The organism is Vibrio sp. 14G-20, from assembly GCF_026241515.1.
Taxonomy (GTDB): domain Bacteria; phylum Pseudomonadota; class Gammaproteobacteria; order Enterobacterales; family Vibrionaceae; genus Vibrio.
In genome coordinates, this window is sequence record NZ_JAPHPW010000016.1 from 1 (window position 1) to 16,753 (window position 16,753).

At 43.0% G+C, this 16,753-nt stretch carries 13 protein-coding genes; 6 read left to right on the top strand and 7 right to left on the bottom strand.

All coding sequences use genetic code 11. The features are described 5' to 3' along the window. Positions 1–1,633: Ig-like domain-containing protein (locus tag OQJ75_RS14785; protein ID WP_266067217.1), on the bottom strand; the 1,633-nt coding region annotated here is incomplete at its 3' end. A 255-nt stretch (positions 1,634–1,888) separates the two neighbouring features. On the opposite strand from OQJ75_RS14785, the gene OQJ75_RS14790 reads away from it, so the two are divergent. After that, positions 1,889–3,736 (top strand): M3 family metallopeptidase, encoded by a 1,848-nt coding sequence (locus OQJ75_RS14790; RefSeq protein WP_265973984.1) that lies wholly within the window; start codon positions 1,889–1,891, stop codon positions 3,734–3,736. A 118-nt stretch (positions 3,737–3,854) separates the two neighbouring features. On the opposite strand, the gene OQJ75_RS14795 is transcribed toward OQJ75_RS14790, so the two are convergent. The 3 genes from OQJ75_RS14795 to OQJ75_RS14805 form a co-directional block, all read right to left on the bottom strand. Next, positions 3,855–4,166 (bottom strand): hypothetical protein, encoded by a 312-nt coding sequence (locus OQJ75_RS14795; protein ID WP_248374920.1) that lies wholly within the window; start codon positions 4,164–4,166, stop codon positions 3,855–3,857. Positions 4,167–4,339: 173 nt separating this feature from the next. Then, the gene (locus tag OQJ75_RS14800; protein ID WP_248374921.1) at positions 4,340–5,371 is read right to left on the bottom strand and encodes a porin; all 1,032 of its coding nucleotides are present in this window, start codon (positions 5,369–5,371) and stop codon (positions 4,340–4,342) included. A gap of 157 nt (positions 5,372–5,528) precedes the next feature. After that, the gene (locus OQJ75_RS14805; protein WP_416340680.1) at positions 5,529–6,446 is read right to left on the bottom strand and encodes a DUF3187 family protein; all 918 of its coding nucleotides are present in this window, start codon (positions 6,444–6,446) and stop codon (positions 5,529–5,531) included. Positions 6,447–6,704: 258 nt separating this feature from the next. Between OQJ75_RS14805 and OQJ75_RS14810 the strand changes: the two genes are divergently transcribed. After that, positions 6,705–7,499, top strand: coding sequence for a response regulator transcription factor (locus OQJ75_RS14810; RefSeq protein WP_248374923.1), 795 nt, complete (start codon positions 6,705–6,707; stop codon positions 7,497–7,499). A gap of 85 nt (positions 7,500–7,584) precedes the next feature. On the opposite strand, the gene OQJ75_RS14815 is transcribed toward OQJ75_RS14810, so the two are convergent. Together OQJ75_RS14815 and OQJ75_RS14820 are read right to left on the bottom strand one after the other, a co-directional pair. Beyond that, positions 7,585–8,418 carry a RecX family transcriptional regulator gene (locus tag OQJ75_RS14815; protein ID WP_265973983.1) on the bottom strand — a complete coding sequence of 278 codons (834 nt, stop codon included), beginning with the start codon at positions 8,416–8,418 and terminating at the stop codon, positions 7,585–7,587. A gap of 234 nt (positions 8,419–8,652) precedes the next feature. After that, positions 8,653–10,257 carry a mechanosensitive ion channel family protein gene (locus OQJ75_RS14820; RefSeq protein ID WP_265973982.1) on the bottom strand — a complete coding sequence of 535 codons (1,605 nt, stop codon included), beginning with the start codon at positions 10,255–10,257 and terminating at the stop codon, positions 8,653–8,655. Positions 10,258–10,509: 252 nt separating this feature from the next. Here OQJ75_RS14820 and OQJ75_RS14825 point away from each other — a divergent pair, with 252 nt between their 5' ends. The 4 genes from OQJ75_RS14825 (at position 10,510) to OQJ75_RS14840 (ending at position 15,157) form a co-directional block, all read left to right on the top strand. Continuing rightward, positions 10,510–10,758 (top strand): hypothetical protein, encoded by a 249-nt coding sequence (locus OQJ75_RS14825; RefSeq protein ID WP_248374926.1) that lies wholly within the window; start codon positions 10,510–10,512, stop codon positions 10,756–10,758. Positions 10,759–11,670: 912 nt separating this feature from the next. Then, the gene (locus tag OQJ75_RS14830; RefSeq protein WP_265973986.1) at positions 11,671–13,734 is read left to right on the top strand and encodes a protein-disulfide reductase DsbD family protein; all 2,064 of its coding nucleotides are present in this window, start codon (positions 11,671–11,673) and stop codon (positions 13,732–13,734) included. A 3-nt stretch (positions 13,735–13,737) separates the two neighbouring features. Next, positions 13,738–14,310, top strand: coding sequence for a protein disulfide oxidoreductase (locus OQJ75_RS14835; protein ID WP_265973981.1), 573 nt, complete (start codon positions 13,738–13,740; stop codon positions 14,308–14,310). Positions 14,311–14,437: 127 nt separating this feature from the next. Next, on the top strand, positions 14,438–15,157 hold the full coding sequence (locus OQJ75_RS14840) for a DsbA family protein (protein WP_265973980.1): 720 nt from the start codon (positions 14,438–14,440) through the stop codon (positions 15,155–15,157). A gap of 259 nt (positions 15,158–15,416) precedes the next feature. On the opposite strand, the gene OQJ75_RS14845 is transcribed toward OQJ75_RS14840, so the two are convergent. Then, positions 15,417–16,430, bottom strand: a complete 1,014-nt coding sequence (locus tag OQJ75_RS14845; protein WP_265973979.1) for a succinylglutamate desuccinylase/aspartoacylase family protein — start codon at positions 16,428–16,430, stop codon at positions 15,417–15,419. Positions 16,431–16,753 lie beyond the last annotated feature (323 nt).

The window sequence follows — 16,753 nt, forward strand, 5'->3', positions numbered from 1 at the left end:
CACTGATATCCGCCAGTGTATCTTTGACGATAGTATCGCTAGAAGTAGCAGTATTACCGGCAATGTCCGTAACCGTAGCTTCAACCGTTAGCTCGCCGTCTGCAAAACCTGAGTAATCTTGGCCAGTCAGAGTCCAGTTACCACCAGATACCGCAGTTGAATAATCAACCGACTTGCCATTAGCATCTGTGATCGTGATAGATATAGTTTGACCGTCTTCCACATTTGCCACAGTACCAACCAACGCCCCATTGGAGACTTCTGCTTGATTATAAAACTCATCATCAGATGCAGAGAAATCAACACCAATGTTCACTAAGGTATCTTTAATAATTGTGTCGGTAGACGAAATCGTATTGCCAGCTACATCCGTCGTGCTAGCGACAACCGTCAACTCACCTTCCGCGAAGCCAGAGTAATCTTGGTCTTTCATACTCCAAAAATTGCCAAAAACAACTGTGGTGTAGTCAACAGACAAACCATTACTATCTGTAATCGTAATATCAATAGCTTGGCCATCTTCGACATTGAAGATCGCACCAATCAGTGCGCCTTTGCTAACTTCATTTTCGTTATAATAGTTATCGCCAAATCCATCGAATCTGACAAGGATTCGGTCAATCGTATCTTTAACAATGGTATCGCTAGCTGACGTTGGGTTTCCGGCAATATCGATGGTACTTGCAACAACAGTGAGTTCACCTTCGGCGAAATTGGAATAATCTTGGTTTTCGAGCGTCCAGCTATTTCCAGACACTATTGTTGAGTAACTCACAGACAGGCCTTTACTATCCGTAATCGTGATGGAGATAGTTTGACCATCTTCAACATTAGTTACTGTACCTACTAAGGCACCGTTATTGACTTCGAATTTGTTATAAAACTCATCACCAAAGCCATCAAAGTCGACATCGATTGTCGCTAGCGTATCTTTGATTGTGGAGTCATTGGCAGTGATACTATTACCAAAATCATCGGCAATGATCGCATCAACTTGGAGATCGCCTTCAGCCAGAGAAGTAAGATCGACACCATTCACAACATAGGTTTCGTTAGTTGTGATCGCGGTGGTAGTTAATGTGTTGCCGTTAACATCGGTGATGGTAATTGCAACTGTTCGTCCATCACGAACATCCACAGCCGTACCCTTAATAGTGACACCTGGTACTTCAAACTGGTTTTCGTAACCGTCGCCGCCATCAAGTATATCTACGGTCAGTTCTGCACTAGGTAACAGCGCATCTAGATTCCCATCGTTTGAAGTGGTGTCTTCCTCTTCATATTCAGTGGGACGAGTATCAAAGCCCGCATCTGCGAGGGTTTCATCTAATGTGGAGCGGACATAAGCAATAAAGGAAGCGCTAGAACTAGGCTGATCGTTCGCAGAATTCTGTTGCTGAGGAGTGCTTCCGATGTTATTGACGAGTTGACTGACAACCTCTTCCAACTGTTGCTCTACAGCTTCTATTTGTGGTTCAGTTAAGGGCTGAGCCTCTTGCAAATTCTGAGGTTCAATATTGACGACTTGCACGCCTTCAACTTTTGACTGCGTAGCAGGTAATTGAAGCCAAGTACCATCAGGAAATACTTGCCAAACAACACCACCAACTTCGATATATAAAATAGGATCCATCCTAAACCTCTTCCTTACAAAAGCGCTGACCTTGAGTACATCAATTTACTCAATTAAAGGTTGGAGAAATCAGCGAACTATTTAAAATCAATACTAGCAAACAACAAATCATTAACAGTTAATTACATTACACACATACGCCGTAATGTAAACCGAGATATTGTGACTTACATTCCGTTATATGCAACGTCACAAAATACGTCCTATGAATGTGTCATAATCTTGAAAATCAGGCGTTATTTTTCAAGGAACATCATGACTGCAACGAACTATCTCAACCAATTAAATCAAGATTATCTTGCGACTCACAAAGCAAAAGAAGACTTCTTTTGGGATACTTACATGGGAATAAGTGATGACCACGATGGGTCAACATTTGCACAAACCCAGTGGACTGAGTTTCTTAGTTCTGCCGAGAAAATTACTGCTATCGAAGCCCAGCTTTCTGCTATCGATGAGATTCAAGACCCCCAAGAAAAAGAGAGTACGCTAACAGGATTGAATGGTTGGCTAACAACCTTTAAATCTCACGCGATTGAGTCTGAACAGTCACAAAAGCTTAAAGCCGATCTCATAAAGTTTGAGGCTGAACTGTTTGAGAAAAAACAGAATCATGTCATGACTTATGTAAATGAAACGGGTGATGAAACAGAAGGTTCACTGCCCGTTTTGGGCTCAGCAGTTAGAAGTAATGGTAATGAACAAGTTAGGCTTTCTGCACATCAAGCACTTTTAGATTTGGAGCAATGGTTGCTGGTTAACGGATTTATTGAGCTGATCAAAAAACGTAACCAATTTGCTCAATCACTGGGCTTTAAAACCTTCTTTGATTACTCAGTGGTGAAAACCGAACAGATGACGACAGAGCAACTTTTTGCAATTCTGGACGACTTCGAAGCACGTACGCGTGATAGCCATAAGCAAAGCCTAGTCAATTTGACAGAGCAGAAAGGAGAGAATGCACTTCAAGCCCACAACTTTACCTACTCTTTTGCAGGTGACGTTATGAATGATCTCGATCCTTATGTTCCATTCTCAAAGTCCCTTCGACGCTGGATTGAATCTTTTGGCCGCCTCAACATAGAATACTCTCAAGCTACATTAAAATTGGATCTGCTTGATCGCAAAGGTAAGTACCCTAATGGCTTCTGCCATGGGCCTATCCCTTCTTTCTACGATCAAGACACTTGGGTAGCCGCTCAAGTTAACTTCACAAGCAACGCAAAGCCCGATCAAGTTGGCAGCGGTTATGATGGCATCAATACACTATTTCACGAAGGTGGTCACGCTGCGCACTTTGCTAACGTAAAAATGAATGCACCGTGTTTCTCTCAAGAGTTTGCACCAACCTCGATGGCTTATGCCGAAACACAATCCATGTTTTGTGACAGCTTGTTGAATGACGCCGATTGGCTCAAACAATACGCGCTCAATGCAGATGGCCAAGCAGTACCAGATGAGTTAATCAAAGCAATCATCGATAACAAACAACCCTTCAGAGCTTATCAAGAACGCAGCATTTTAGTGGTTCCGTATTTCGAGCGAGCACTTTACGAATTGGCGGATGAAGATCTGACACCTGAAAAAATTACAGCTCTTGCTCGTAGCAGTGAGAAAAAGATTCTTGGATTGGCTTGTAGCCCTCGCCCATTAATGGCGATCCCGCACCTATTGTCGGATGAAGCCTCTTGCGCGTATCAAGGTTACCTGTTGGCTCATATGGCGGTATATCAAACTCGTGCGTATTTCACCGATAAGTTTGGATACTTAACGGATAACCCAGAGATCGGGCCTTTGTTAGCTAAGCACTATTGGCACCAAGGAAATAGCGTGGATCATAATGGGACAATCGAAAACCTGACAGGGGAAGGTTTTAATGCCAAATACCTCGCAGACGAGTGCAACTTATCGCCAGATGAAGCTTGGGGTATTGAGGAGCAAAAAATCAAACAACTGTCGACAAGAGAGCGTGCGCCAGTTGCTGATTTGAATGCGAAGATATCGATCGTTGATGGGACAAGCGAGTTAACGAATAATGACAAATCAAACCATCAGATGTGTGATGAGTTTGAGCAATTCATCGTTGGGCAATACGGGCGATAACTACGACCGATAACAACAGTTGATAGATTGTGTTTGAGCCTTTGTAGCCAAGGTTTAGCCAAAACTAAAACGAAAAAAGGACGATAGTTTATCGTCCTTTTTGTATTCAGCTTTGGATCTATACCGTGACACATGTCGAGCGAATTTCAGTATCAAACTCAACATCAACAGAATCAGCACTTCGCAATGATTTTCGATGAATGCCAAATACTTGCCCCGTCAAAACAATATAAAACTTCTCTGTTTTGAGTAGATTCCAAGCTTCATCAAGAGATTCAGTATAAACCTTATTCTTGAGATCTTGTGGGCGAGTACCTGCGACTCTTCCATGTTTACGCGCCAATTCAAATAATCCATTACGATTCGGTTTACACGTAAACAGGGTATCATTTCCATAAATAACACCCTTGGCTGTAATGCTTTTAATCATTACATTTCTCCAGATAATAATTCCACTCGTAGCACTTGAGTGACATACCACATGCCGAACTGTGGATGCTTACACTGCAAAAAGAAGAGAGCATGGTGTAACGACCGGGCAAGCTATTACACCATTATCATCAAATGTCTTATAAATTCTTAAACTCTCGCGAGTTCAAGTTCTTAGAAGTAGTAGTATGCAGCAGCGAATACGTGTGTTTCTTCGTCGTATTGCGTGTTACCAGTTGAACGTGCGCCTTCAATGTCTTGCTTGATATCGATACCCATGTCTGCGTTATCGGCAATACGGTACATAGCTGCGACGTTGATGTACGAAGAGTCTACGTCTGATAGATTGTCTTCTTCGTTAGTATTGAAAGCGTAACCTGCTGCGATGGTCAGATCATCACTCAGTGAGTACCCACCAGAGAAGTAGAAACCAGTATTCTTCATTTCATCATCCTGATCGATCCAAGAGTTAAGACCTAACTTCATTGATCCCAACTTCATGCTACCGGTTACAGTGTATACTTCGTAATCTTTCTCATCGTCACGAGCTTCGTAACCTGCGTATACACTAAATACTTCCTGCTCGATACCAACGTAACCGTTCACACCTTTGTCTGCGTCGTTATGATCGTCATCAGTCTCAAAGTAAGAGATTGCGTAAGCAATACCATTAGTTGCACCTTGGAATTTAACTACGTTGAATGCATCAGAAGCATCGCCAGCAGAAGCGCCAAACTCGTAAGTGTTATCGCCAGCGCCATCCACTTTGTCTAGTGCTGTGTCGTTTTCCCAACCGAATGAAGCGATACCGAAACCAGTATCGAAACCTAGCCATGCTTTATCTACATCTGTTGCTGGACCAGTATCGATACCGTTTGTCCAACCAGCTGTTGCTGCGTCATTCGCAGATACGTTGTTGTCTGTCGTGTAGTTCACCATTAAGTCAGTTTCGAAGTAACCAACAATACGGTTGTTACGGTAGTTAACTGCAAGAGTAAGGCCTGTAGCCCAGTCATCGTAAAAAGCTTTAGAGCCCGTGTCGTAGTAACCACCAACACCGAAAGAGCCAGATACTGAGAACTGATCTTTATGCATTGGGTTAAAAGCAAACATATCTTCGTTCTGGCTGTTTTGGCTGCTTGTGTTTACAGCAAAAGCTGAACTTGAAATGCTTGCAATCGCAAGTGCTACTAATGTCTTTTTCATGATAACCACTACCTGTATATATTGATTCGGCCTTGTTAGTCCGGCCTTTTGGAGTGGCGCTATTGTTCAAAAAATTACGTTATTGATATACCGTAAATTTACTCAAATTTTATAGCCATGATGAATTAAATTACATAATGATATGTTGATATGGCTTTTATATTGAGAAACGCAAGCCGATCGTAAACCCGATGTCAGTACTGTTGTCCATGTTACGAATGTTTTCAATCATCAAGGCTTCGATGGCGAATTGGTTAAAACGATATCGATAACCCACAACCACTTCATTGGAAGGTTCTGAGAAATCGGGGTCATCCTTTGCCCACCCTTGATAATTTAAAGACTCAAGTAACAAACTGTGCCGAGCGTTAAATACATACTCATACCCCACCGCCCAACTAGCGCTGAAATCCTCTAAACCAACTAAGTAGTCATCACCGTTACGGTGAACCAAGCCTACCGTAGAAAAAAAGTTATGCCTTGATGTGATATAGCTGTAATTGAGTTGAACGCCTTGTTCGAAGCTTGTTCTGGCAAATTGCCCGCTTCTTACGTTGTTGTAAAACAAAGAGCCACCAGCAGAGAGCGACATTGGCCCCCTAGAATAAAGCAGAATCTCATTGTAGAACGTCAGTGCGTTGGTTAAATCATCACCTTCAAAACCAGACACATGCACACCTGCATTATGAAAATCCATGGTGAACTGATCTTCAGCCACTTGATCGCGACCATTCTGGCCAATGCGAAACAGGTCATGAAACCCCATCACAAAATTGTCTAAACCATTATTTTTTGCAGTCAAAACTCGGTAATCCAGCTCGGATTTCCAGACAGGAGAAGCTTGCCACTGAACAGCAATATTTGACTGGTTCTGATAGTAATCGAGCGAATAGGCACTCGTGTGCGCCCAAATACTAGCCTGAGTATAAGAGGACTTGAATTCAACGGTTCCCGCTCGATTGGGTTGAGCAGAACGAAGTTGTGTTGAAAGTACATTTGAATGAATGGGTGATTGAGCATACACAAACATTGGAGAATTATTTGCGTGTGTAGTCGGATGAAAAAAGCTCAACATCGAGACTGAAATAGGCAGCAATGTCCTTAAACTTATCACAGTGTTTACTCGGCTATAGAAATGCCCGATCTTATTAAAAAACACCGTTCAATTGATGCAGTATATGTACTGCTTATCACTCAACGTTATAGAACTAAGAGTTATAAAAAACTTTAGATTAGAACCTATGATATATATAAGAATCTTATCTTGCACTGAGCTACTCGAACGAATATCTTTTGTGCATTGACCAAATGAATGTATCTATAAAGGAAAAATGTGTCTGCTTTAAACCTTAGTTTTGAACAACTGTTAATGAAACAATCGACATCTCTCATTAATAGCGATCCAAAAAACTTTCAAACAACTTGGTCAGAAGCAAGCTTTGATGTACTCGATTGGTTTGGGATTGATCGTTTAACACTTTACCCCAATTCAATGGTCTTACTTGAAGAAGGAAAAACGTGCTCAGTTTCCAAAGCACACATACCTCCTGTTGATATAAAGAGTATGGTCGGTGGTAACTACCTTGATTACCTCAAACTTTTAAAAACCAATGAAACTTATCTCGCTTTTACCAGCAACGAACTCGTTTCAAGCAAAAACTACGTGTTAAAGAAGCTCTATAAAGAAGGGGGAAGGTGGCACTGCATCATTCCTTTGCAGCTGTTTAACCAACGCTGGGGTGCATTGTCTTTTACTAACTTTCACGACAACGACACCACCTTCGCTCTTGAAGACATCCAACGCTTAAAGTTAGTCTGTGAACTTTGGCTCTGTTATTGGCAACATTCAACGTTAGCCAGAACACTAAAACAAAACGAAAATTTATTAGAAGATGACAGTGAGAAGCTATTGTTACTCACCAAAAAACAAACCAAGGTTCTGGCGCTGATTGCTCAAGGCTTTAGTGCAAAAGAGTGTGCTGATAAGCTTCACTTAAGCTCGAGAACCATTGAGTCGCACAAATACCGCATGTTAGGTTTGCTGAATCTAAACAGCCACAATGACCTTATTCAATTCGCTTTGCGCAATGGTTTAGGTATTGCAGAGAACGTGCACACGACACGTTAAAACAAGGCTTCCGGTGCCCTTCTTCTGTTTATATTTTAACGTTCGATGTTTCTGGAACTCAACTTTTTGAGTTCAATTACGCGCGCTACTCATTGCCTTCACTCAGAGCAAATTTGATTTCATCCGACGAAAAGCCTTTTCGACTTAACATTGCGTACGCCTTTGAACGCTCTTTGTGATCGTTGAGGTCATATGATTTCTTCTGCAGCTGTTCCAAACAAGATGAATAGAAATCCAGTTGCTCCTCATTAGTTAATCGGTCGACCAACGATGACAACTCGCTGGTGTCGATTTGTCGCTGTCTGAGCTCTTGCTGAATAGCAGTCAAGCCTTTGCCTTTACGAGCATACTTAAGCACTTCTTTCTCTAAGTCAGCCTTCTCTGCTTTAATTTGCATGTTACTCATAAGTTCATGGGCTTGCGGGTGCTGATCAATCGCCACTTTAACTTGTTGATAGCTAAAACCACGCTTTTGCAGTGTCGCAACCAGCTTTTCACGGCTCATGGTAAAGCTGGTGTAATAATGGTTGATTCGGTCTATCAAGATGGTTTGTTCATCGATAGACTTTTCGAACGACACTTTATGGATTGCATCAGAAATCACTGAATCGGTCAGGCCCTTCTTCTTCAGTTTTTCGACAATGTATATAGAACCGAATTCACCAGAAAAAGCTTGTTCCACGAATTGTTCTGCAAACACTTGGTCAGACTTGAGATACCCAAAGCCTTTCAGAGTCCCTAAAGTTTCATCGATCCATTCTTGATTGTCGGTTTTCACTTTGAGCTTCGCAATCAACTCGCTTTCCGTCATGTCTCTCTGGGTCAAATGCCACATCGCAGAGTTCATAACGCTTTCAATTCGTGTTGCTTTTCTTACTGTTGTATTTCTACTGTTCGTTTTTTGCTGTGAATCATCCATTCGCTTTCAACTGTCCAAACTAAGCCTACCCCATCATAACTTAATTCTAAGGTGGTTGAGTTACATAAAAGAATGAAGCTCAATATAAACGGCGACCAATAAAAATGGACGCGTATTCAGCGTCCATTTAATATCACATTAAGAATGATGGCTCGAAGCCACGCTTAGCTTTTTCGTATTGGCTTTTTTCGTAATAGCTCTATTCGAAATTGCTTTTCATACTAGCTCTTTCGCTTAGGTCTCTTCGTGATTGTAAATATGCACATCTCGTTGAGGGAATGGAATCGTGATGCCTTCTTCATCGAAGCGTTTCTTCACGGTTTCCGTCACATCCCAATACACATCCCAGTAATCGTCGGTTTTAACCCAAGGTCTTACTACGAAATCAACAGATGACGTATTCAAGGTATGAAGCTTGATCATATGTTCTGGCTTTTTAAGTACTAGAGGGTGAGCAATGATGATGTCGTTTAATACCGCTTTTGCTTTATCGATGTCATCGGAATAACCAATGCCAAACACCATGTCCACACGTCTCACACGTTCTGCCGTAATGTTGTTGATCACGTCACCCCAAATCTTGTTGTTCGGAATCACCAAGCGTTGGTTATCAATGGTTTGAACGGTTGTCGACACTAAACTCATGTCTTTTACTGTGCCTTGCACACCCGCCACTTTAACCATATCGCCAACATCATAAGGGCGATAGATCAAGATCATCAAGCCTGACGCAAAGTTAGACAGCGTATCTTGCAATGCGAAACCAATGATGACACCCGCAACACCGAAACCCGTTAGTAGTGGCGCTAGCTCAATCCCAATTTGAGACAGGGCGATAAGCAAACCAATAAACACGACCGCTTTAGATGCAATAGATACAAAGAACTCCTGCATCAATACGCTGAAGTCCATTTTAGAGTGCGAGACACTCTTACGAACGGTCTTACGAGCGACGTTAGCAATAAGACGAGTTATATACAAAATACCGAGAAACAGAGCGAGTTTAACGATAAAAGAAGGGGTATTTTCGAAAGCCCATGAGCTGAACGAACGTAACCAACCATCTAGCAGTTCGAGTGCGACATCAACATCCAACACGTCAGCGTTGATATCACCCGTCGTTGCTAAAAGTACGCGCTTGTAAGAAGTCACATCCACGCCGTACGGTTCCATTAGCGTGATGGTCTCTTCCAAGCTCGCAACCATAACACTGGTTCGCTCGCTAAAGCGTTCAAGCTCCTTTTTAATGATCGCTTTCTCTTCTTCATTCACGAAAGACAAACGCGCTTCTAAGTCTTGACGCTGTGTGTCTGTATACAGGATCGCATTGGTCAGATATTGAGAACGAGAAACCAATGCGGTTTTTAACTGACTTTCCGCAGCCGATACATCAACGCCTCGATCTTTTGACCAACTTAAGGTTTTAGAGAGTTGCTGATAGTAATCATCCATCATTCCGATACGTTTTTGAATCAACAATTCAAGACGCTTTTTTGAATCCCCCTCAGCCGAGCGGTTGTCTTTGCTCATAGAGACAATTTTGACTTCGTTCAATGACAGTAAATGTTGTAAAAGATCTACCTGTTGGGCAAGAACAGCGTCTAAGCCTTCCTTCTTATCGGATGATAATTGCGAGGAAATCTCTTTACGTAGTGCTTGGTTCTTTCGTCTTAATATATCTTCTAGAAACGGCTTCTCAGCATCGTGCGCTGTTTCTAATGTTGTTAGGTCCAGCATTAGCTGGTCTTGTACTTCTGCTATTTTATCGACACTTTGTGCAAAACTCCCTGATGCAACAAACGCCAACATTAAAAATAGACAACGCCAAACCTTTATCATGTTAATTCCTATGAATGTCTAAATTGACCCCTTAAATAGTAGTAAAAAGAATATGGATAACAAGCATTTAAACGTATGTTGTGTTAAAAATTCGCAAAATATCAGTACGTATCTAATATTTGAGAGTTCCAATCCCCTCTTATGATCTGTAGAGTACGCAACCAACAAAGAACAACAGCCAATATCGTCACTTAAGCACATGCACAAAAACGCCTTAAATCCGATGTTAGCTAACAGCAAGAGAGCATAGAAATGAACAACGAACTTGATATTATCGAATCCTTAGAAGAACTAGAAAAGTTCCTAATCTCAGTGGAAGCTGGCGGTTTGGGTCTTGAAGGCGTTGAAGGTGTAGGCATGGCAACCAATAATTCAGATGGTCGTCACTTCGTTGCTGTATTCAACAGCAGCCACAAAGTTCTGCTCGCTCGCTGGATCACCAAAGAAGTGTTTGATAACGGCAAAGATTTAGTACGTAACGGCCCTCGCCGCACTCACTAAGCCTTTCCTAAAGCACCAATGATTAAAGTCCAACACGTTCATATAAGATCTGTTGGGCTTTTTTGTATCGCCTCATCGCGAATAAACCACTCGATACAGAATAAATTAGCGATAACTTTCAGTTGTTGTGAACTTTAGCTATAGCTCAATGTCGTATTCGCATGAGTTGGGGGTTATGCGTCGTTTATCGTGTATCTGCAGTTTCCCGCGTTTATACATAGTTTCACTTTAACCATTTTATGACTTGTGACGCGAAGAGAACTTATCTAAGCTAGCCACAATTCAATGAGCTCGCTTTAACGACTAACAGATTTGATTACTGACTAATTTGCTGAACACATCGCTACTTTTCTTATCCACACAGAACCGCCGACAAAAGCATTCGCTTTGGGCGCTCTTCCTTACCGGACTGGTTATCGTAACTTGTCTGGCGAGCACCCTGGCCGTAAAGAAAGTATCGTTATCTGCACCCACCAATAGTAAATCAGTCCTAGTTGGCGCACAAACTCATACAGAGACCAGTAATCCCCAAACCGACATTGCTTCTTCAGAAAAAATGTCTGCTCTATACGCCAGCGTTTTCGGCTTAGAAGCCTCGAAAATGTTAACGTCCCCTAATTCAAGTTCATGCAGCCTGAGTTCTAAAATGCTGACCTTTGCCGCCCCAAAAACCGGTTGGCTGATCCCATTCGTACTTATTATTGCTATTGCGTTTAACTTACCTCCTCACATATCGAGATTATCTAGAGACAATCATCGCTCTACTCGACCGACAAAACACCGATTGCATTTAAAGCACTGTATATTTAGAGAGTAAATAACCGGGCTACTACACCCTTTTATTTATTTTTTGGAGATACATTTGTGTACAACACACTACTAACTAAGTTTGTCGATTCATTGGCATTCTCTATGCGTACATGCGCGAAAACCTTAGTCACTGCCCTTTTGGTTATGACGTCATTTACCGCCTTAGCACAGACTACGGGCTGGCTTAGTGTGCCTGAGCATCCGCCTGTAAAGATGCGAATGATGTCGACGGGTGAACAGTCGGATGACGGCTCTAAGATCCAAACCGTGCTCGATGTCGTGCTCGACGGCGACTGGAAAACCTATTGGCGTAGCCCAGGCGAAGGTGGCATTCCGCCAAGCTGGGACTGGTCTGGTTCAACAAACATTGAGTCAGTAGAGTGGCACTGGCCTATACCTAAGTACTACGAGCAGCTAGACGTAATGACGCTGGGATACAAAAAGCACGTAAGCTTTCCTGTCACCCTAACGTTGAAAGACAAAACGCAACCCGCTGTATTTAGGGCTTCTCTCTCGTTCCCGTCGTGCACCAATATTTGTGTTTTGACTGACTATGACATCGAACTCCCTATCGACACACAGCAATTGAAGTTCGATGAAGAAGCGATGTTCTTGTTCAACCAAGGCATGAGCCAATCTCCAAGAGAAGCGAGCCGGACTTCAGTGAACGGTCTATTTTGGGACAAAAGCAAGCAACAACTGGTCACTCAACTAACCAGTAACGAAGGCTGGGATAAGCCGATGGTGTTGATTGACGGGCAAGAAGTCATCGATGACTTCTTTGCTCAACCAACCGTCCATATCACCGGCAATACGATGACCGCGGTATTTGACGTCAGCAACTGGATAGGCGAAGTCGACTTAACGGATCGCACCGTTAGTGTCACGGTTTCAGACACTAATTTTGCCGAAGAGATGACGGCTCAAGTCGGCTCAGAACCTATTGCTTATCAAGCAAGTAACAACGGTTTTCTTGCAATGATCGGCTTTGCTTTGATTGGCGGTTTGATCCTCAATATTATGCCATGTGTGTTGCCTGTATTAGGAATGAAGTTAAACAGCATCATTCAAAATCAAGGTGCATCCAATCGACATATCCGACTCTCATTCTTAGCTTCTGCGTCAGGTGTCATTACGTCATTTGCACTCCTAGCCCTTAGCATGACCGCTCTAAAAATGGGTGGCAATGCGATTGGTTGGGGAATCCAGTTCCAAAATGTTTGGTTCATCGGGTTCATGCTGATCATCACTTTGCTGTTCTCGATTAACCTACTTGGGTTATTCGAATTCAGACTACCATCAGGCTTAAACACTTGGATGGCGACTAAAGGCGACGACTCACATTCAGGCCACTTTATTCAAGGCATGTTTGCTACGCTGTTGGCAACACCGTGTAGCGCTCCATTCCTAGGGACCGCAGTCGCTTATGCACTTGGGGCAAGCTACCAAGAGTTGTGGGGTATCTTTATCGCACTCGGCATCGGTATGAGTGCACCTTGGTTGATTTTCGCGCTGTTCCCAAGTCTTACAAAACTGCTTCCAAAACCTGGGGCATGGATGTTCAGAGTTAAGCTGGTATTTGGCTTAATGATGTTCATTACCAGTCTATGGTTAGCAAGCCTAATGAGCCCATTCATTGGTAAATTCCCGACGATCCTGTTGTCACTGTTTATCGTGATTACAGTATTGATTTGGATTGGCCGTAAGTTGGGCCGCAAGGTACTTATTCCTATCGTCGCAACCACAACCTTGGTGTTTGGTGCTGCATTGATCGTCGGTAGTGTTACCGCTGATAACTGGGCGACACCGATTGTTGACGATCTCGCTTGGCAAAAGCTAGATGCAAAACAAATCCCTCAATTGGTTGAGCAAGGCAAAACGGTATTTGTCGATGTGACCGCTGATTGGTGTATAACCTGTAAGGCCAACAAGATCGGCGTCGTTCTCCAAGACCCTGTCTACAGCCACCTACAGCAAGAAAACATTGTTTTGATGAAAGGCGATTGGACAACACCAAGTGAAAGTGTCACTCAATACCTACAAAGTAATGGTCGATTTGGTGTGCCATTTAATATCGTCTACGGCCCAAGCTATAAAAGCGGTATTCCACTGCCTGTTATTCTCGACAGTGACACTGTCGTTCAAGCCATCAACGCTGCGAGATAATTGATGAAGACTCCCAACAATGAAGATAAATCTAGCACGACTGAAGACAGTGCTGTTGTAAAGGGTGAAACCAAAAAGCCAAGTCGTCTTAAGAAGTGGGGAAAGGAACTGGTTTCAATGATATTGATCGTTGGCGTGGTTTCATTTGCGATGGACTTTTATCACAGCAGAAGCATGCCTCAGGGCGACGCGATTCCAATTGTGGGTCAATCACTCAAAGGCAAAGATATTGATGTAATCGAGCTAAGCAAAAATGGTAAGCCAGTCATTGTCTATTTTTGGGCAACTTGGTGTGGCGCCTGCAAATTTGTGAGCCCAACCGTCAATAGCTTCAACGACTCCCATCAAGTGGTTTCGGTCGCTCTGTCATCGGGCCCAGACGAACGTGTTCAGCGCTACTTAGAGGCAAAAGAGTATGACTTCCCTGTGATCAATGATCTCTCTGGATCGATCAGCAGAAGTTGGGGAGTCAATGTTACGCCAAGCATCGTCATCATCAAAGATGGAAAGATTAGCAGTATCGCAACAGGCGTTACTTCCCCGATAGGGCTCTGGTTAAGAACCTACTTTGCATAACTCGCTTACAAAGAAAAACTGAGCAAAGCAAGGCGAATAACTCGATTTAGCCCGTTTAACGAACAGCATTACCGTGAGCGCGACCCAATAAGCGCTCACGATTATCAAGAATTAGAGAACAAATAGCATGAAAAAGCATCTGATTAGTACACTGATTTTAGGCTCACTAATGAGCAGCACTGCCTTCGCTGAGTTAAGTACAGAACAAACCCAGCAACTTGAAGAGATTAACCAATTTCTGAAAGAGAACCCTTCTACGATCTCTGGCTTACATACCAGCTTAGAGCAGTACGTAGCAGGGCAAGAACAGTCGAAGAAAGCTCAAGCAGGAAGCCATGATTGGTTATACAACAATGACGCTCACCCAATCACGGGCAACCCGGATGGCAAATCAGTCATCATTAACTTTACCGACTATAACTGTCCTTACTGTAAGCGCTTGGAAAAAGGCTTAGTTCAATTAGCCTCTGAAAATAGCGACATCAAAGTGATCAACGTGTACTTATCGTTTAAACAACAACAAGTTGCAGGGCTAGACACCAACGCGGCGCTATACGCGATGAAAGTATGGAAAGATAACCCAGAAGCATTCCCTGAAGTTAATAGATTGCTGATGGCCAAAAGCGGTATTCACTCGAAAAGCTCACTAGAAGCCGTTGCCAAGAAGACGGGAACAGAGGCGGAACTAAAAACAACTAAAGAACAAAACCAGGTTCTAACCACTAACCACCAAACGTTCAGTGCACTCGGCTTAACGGGCACTCCAACCATGATGATGAACGGAAATGTTTTACCAGGATATGTGCCTTACGACCGACTTAAAGATATCGTGGATGACGCTTTTTAATCGAGTGTAGATAGAGATAAAGACTCGAAAGAGAAGTGAATAAAAGCCGACTCGCGTCACTCGCCGTCGGCTTTTTAATGAGCTTGAGATAATGTTTTCAATATTACTTTTGAAACAGAAAAGCAATCGAAGTGTCACTATCTTGCAATGGATTCTTAATTTACCCTCGCTACGCTAAAAGCAGTTCTGTCGATGAGTCAAAGACGTGTTAACTCAAGACAACTGTCCTTTGACCGAGCCTTGCTCGGTCTTTTTTTGCTTAACTCAGCAAGCGACAAACAAGCGCGCCCGGCTCCCTTAATGCATCCACGTTATAGCTGAGTACACGCCCAGAAGATGGTGCGTGATAACGACGACATTCATTGCCGAACGCATCATATTGGATGGCGAGCAGATCATCTTGTTCGACACTTTGCAAAAGTTCGACCTGAGGCAGCACAAAGCCACCAATATCGGCGCGGATAGACACGACGTTGTTTCCTTCTATCCAGTCCATACTTGGCAGCTGCTTTGCCTCAAACGGGTCTTCACCATTAAGCATCTCGTAGTAAGACAGCATATTAAAAACACCGTCCACGGCTCGTTGAATCATGTCAGGCTGAGTAAACTTACCCATCCCCACTTCCACCGTAATGCTCGGAATTCCACTTCGATTCCAAACCGTTTCGAGAATCCCCGGATCGCCAGGATCATTGAGAACACAATCTGGCGTCATCAACCTTGCCATTTCAAGGCATTGTTCAATTCGGTAGTCAGCAAAAACATAAAGTGGGTAGACAGCGCCACGAGTTTGGGTATGCAGGTCAACGGCGAATGTCGCATTGTGTTTGAGTAAGCGATCCCACAAAGACGCAACAAAGCGCTCTGCCGCTAAGCCATTCGCATCACCCGGAAATAGTCGATTAAGGTTGGCAGGGCAAGAGCCCGGATCCGAAGAGATAAAATCGCGGCTGTGGTTAAGCAAACCCGACAAATTCACAGTAGGCACTATCGTTACCGTGCCTTTGAGAGTTTTACCGACTAAGTCTCTGATAATTTGCTGAGCAGCCAACACACCGTTGAGCTCATCACCGTGAATACCAGCGGTGATCATCAACTTAGGACCTGCTTGACTGCCTTTGAAAACAGAAACCGGCATGTTCTTGGGTTGCCCTAGCCCATCACTGGTTACTTGAAACCAAAACTGGTGCTCTCCAACGGGTAGGTCTTCAACATTCAAGGAGCCAATAACCTGCCTACCTTGTAAAACATCGCCTAAGTACTCTGTTTTCATCCAACGTCTCCATCTTGTTGAGCAAAATCTATTCTCTTCTAAGTTTTTGCATCATAGAGGATATAACCATCAGCACAAACTGTTATTCGGCGACGAGAGTTCACCATCTACCTTCATTGCTGTTCAACTACCGCGAAGAAACCGCTAGTCAAAACTTAAACGGACCAATAGAAAAGCGCCTGAATTTGTATAACTATTCACTAACTACTCAGTCCACTGAAATAAAAGTGCAATAAAATCAACATTTAAAAAAGTTCCCTATTCACGAAAATGTAATTTTATAGAAATGAAAGCTTAATTTATCTGCTCTAAATTAGCTTCAT

What these genes read in the sequence shown, in the direction of transcription:
- OQJ75_RS14835 (WP_265973981.1), top strand. Translation starts at nt 13,738, where the DNA reads ATGAAGACTCCCAACAATGAAGATAAATCTAGCACGACTGAAGACAGT.
- OQJ75_RS14795 (WP_248374920.1), bottom strand. Translation starts at nt 4,166, where the DNA reads ATGATTAAAAGCATTACAGCCAAGGGTGTTATTTATGGAAATGATACC.
- OQJ75_RS14820 (WP_265973982.1), bottom strand. Translation starts at nt 10,257, where the DNA reads ATGATAAAGGTTTGGCGTTGTCTATTTTTAATGTTGGCGTTTGTTGCA.
- OQJ75_RS14800 (WP_248374921.1), bottom strand. Translation starts at nt 5,371, where the DNA reads ATGAAAAAGACATTAGTAGCACTTGCGATTGCAAGCATTTCAAGTTCA.
- OQJ75_RS14825 (WP_248374926.1), top strand. Translation starts at nt 10,510, where the DNA reads ATGAACAACGAACTTGATATTATCGAATCCTTAGAAGAACTAGAAAAG.
- OQJ75_RS14790 (WP_265973984.1), top strand. Translation starts at nt 1,889, where the DNA reads ATGACTGCAACGAACTATCTCAACCAATTAAATCAAGATTATCTTGCG.
- OQJ75_RS14830 (WP_265973986.1), top strand. Translation starts at nt 11,671, where the DNA reads ATGCGTACATGCGCGAAAACCTTAGTCACTGCCCTTTTGGTTATGACG.
- OQJ75_RS14845 (WP_265973979.1), bottom strand. Translation starts at nt 16,430, where the DNA reads ATGAAAACAGAGTACTTAGGCGATGTTTTACAAGGTAGGCAGGTTATT.
- OQJ75_RS14840 (WP_265973980.1), top strand. Translation starts at nt 14,438, where the DNA reads ATGAAAAAGCATCTGATTAGTACACTGATTTTAGGCTCACTAATGAGC.
- OQJ75_RS14815 (WP_265973983.1), bottom strand. Translation starts at nt 8,418, where the DNA reads ATGGATGATTCACAGCAAAAAACGAACAGTAGAAATACAACAGTAAGA.
- OQJ75_RS14805 (WP_416340680.1), bottom strand. Translation starts at nt 6,446, where the DNA reads ATGTTGAGCTTTTTTCATCCGACTACACACGCAAATAATTCTCCAATG.